The sequence below is a fragment of the Segatella copri genome (assembly GCF_024330485.1).
In the GTDB taxonomy this organism is placed as follows: domain Bacteria; phylum Bacteroidota; class Bacteroidia; order Bacteroidales; family Bacteroidaceae; genus Prevotella; species Prevotella copri_L.
Genome location: NZ_JANDWX010000080.1, coordinates 1 through 2,303, shown reverse-complemented (window position 1 = coordinate 2,303; position 2,303 = coordinate 1). Strand labels below are relative to the sequence as shown.

The following is a 2,303-nucleotide window of genomic DNA, read 5'->3' as shown; positions in this document are numbered from 1 at the left end:
GCAGCTTTGATGTTTGGCGTAAATTGAGAGAATTAAGGTCTGCAACCTTGGGCATGGAAAGCCGAAAGGCAAATATCTCGTCTTTTGTTCTTAGAGGAGGGAGCGAGGTTATGTTTTGGAAACCCCAAAACTCCTCGCTCCACCATGAGGGCGGAGAAATTTTGCTCCCGATGGTCGCAGAAAGTGAGTGTACCAACTGTAAGCAGTATATCGAATGGCAAACATACAGAAACAAGACTATTCTTTGCGGAAATGCTACATTAAGACAAAGAATGCTTCCTTTTTATTTTCATCAATATCTGCCTTTTTGCGGAAGCTAATCCTGGGGATAGGGTCTCTTGTTCCAACATGTCCAATGCCATCTTTAACTCGCTGAGAAGTTCGGGATAATACTTCATTTGCCCATAAGCAAGCTTCATGCAATAGGCTCGTATAGCATAGGGTTGAGCGCAAGCGGTAATCTTGCTTACACAGAAGTCTATGAAATCCGAGCGGAGGAATTCTTCTTCAAACGGTTGGCGTAAGAGAAGATTGAGCATTAGACGGCGTTTCCCAACATGCTCTTCCTTCATCACTCGGTCAATCAGCTCGTCATGTTTGCAATAAAGCCACTCATTATTGGCTAAGTCGAAATTTGATAGAACATGCAGTGCATTGAATGCTACTCGGTTGTCCTCATCGAAAGTGAGCCGATAGAGTTCTTCCTTTCGGTGATTGTTCTCTTCGCCTTGGGTGAGAAAGCATAGCTCATGAATGTTATCCATGCTAATTCTACCAATTAGTTTTTGTTTCATATCATGCGGCTTAGTGTCCCATTCTTGATGTATCAACTGCCTTTACTTTCTTTTCCTTGTAACCACCGAACTTATATATAACAGCAAAAGTGGCAGTAGCCCAATTGTTGTTAATTTTCATACGGTAATCTTGATTACCTTGTACGGAACGAGTGTCTGCCTTGTTGTTGAAGATGTTGCTGCCATTGATGCGCAATCCCCATTTCCCATCATGTGAAGTCCATTGTAACTTGGCATTCATTCTAAAGATAGGACTTACATCATAAACACCTTGTATTACTTTTGACTGAAAGAAAGGGTTGAGTATAAGGCGCAAGTCTTGTGTGCTGCAAAGTTTTATAGATGCAGTACCTCCAAGTGCTGCTGTCAGCTTCTTGCGGTTGAATGGCAAATCGAAGAAATGGTCACTTTTGGCATGTTTATAGATTCCTACAGCAAACACATTACCGTTGAGCCATTTGCCAGCACCGAATATTGCAGAGGCTTGCAATCCAAAGCTATTCTCATAGTTGAAGTTGGTTTCCTTCAATATTACCGCCATACGGTCTGTTGGTTGGTACGGTAACTGCACAGAATAATCAGGTTTCAGACTTGCAAAAGCCATCAGCGTATAACGTCTTTTAATCTGCCACATAAGGTTGACATTGTAATAAGAGTATGGTTTCAAATCAGGATTGCCATGTATCTCGGTATATGCCGATGAGTAAAATACACTGCTCATTGTTGACCAATAGCTCGGAAATTCAGAATTGGAACTGAATGACAAGTTGAGTAAATGGTTCTCGTTGATATTCCACAGGGCATTGAGTGACGGATATATGCGCCATTTGTCCCATATCGGTGAATGATATTGTTCGGCTGCTGCGGATACTTCAAGACTAATTGCCTTGTTTATCTGTTTGCTGAAACCTGCGTATATATTCCAAATACGTTCGTTGATGTCCACACTGCTTGTTGCATTAGGCAGAATGTTACCCTCTTTGTCGATGGTGTTCTGATAACTCTTGTTGCTTGTGAATTGTCCCTTTACACCATACGACAATCCCCAACCATGTGTAAAAGAATGGTTTTGGTCGGCTGCGAACATCCATTTGCTGATAGTCTGTTCACTGCCACTTGTAAGGTTGCGTTCCGTTTCTGTCGTATTTCCATCTGCATACATCGTACCGTCAAGTTTTTGTTGTTGAGGGGTACGATAGTTAGTGTACGAACCACTAATGTTAAGTCCAAAAGGAAGTGAGTAGTTTACATCAACATTGTGCAGATACACATGAGTGTCGTAATGCATTCCGCTTACACTTGAACCTGTAGTGTGATTGTTGGAGCAAGACTTTTGCCATTTTCCCGTATAGGCAATGTCAAGTCGATGGTTCTTGCTAAATGCATAATTCATACCAAGTCGGTAGTCATGAGCAATACCAAATGATTTCTGCCACGTTTCATCGTTGTAGTGAATACGCCCGTTATCCAATGGATGGTTGGCTATGCGTGAAGATTCACCATATGAAT

At 41.9% G+C, this 2,303-nt stretch carries 2 protein-coding genes; both read right to left on the bottom strand.

What is annotated here, in order from left to right; all coding sequences use genetic code 11:
* Positions 1–260 precede the first annotated feature (260 nt).
* The gene (locus tag NNC77_RS16340) at positions 261–794 is read right to left on the bottom strand and encodes a hypothetical protein (protein WP_118119471.1); all 534 of its coding nucleotides are present in this window, start codon (positions 792–794) and stop codon (positions 261–263) included.
* Between the two features lie 10 nt (positions 795–804).
* Positions 805–2,303: outer membrane beta-barrel family protein (locus NNC77_RS16335; RefSeq protein ID WP_254971895.1), on the bottom strand; the 1,499-nt coding region annotated here is incomplete at its 5' end.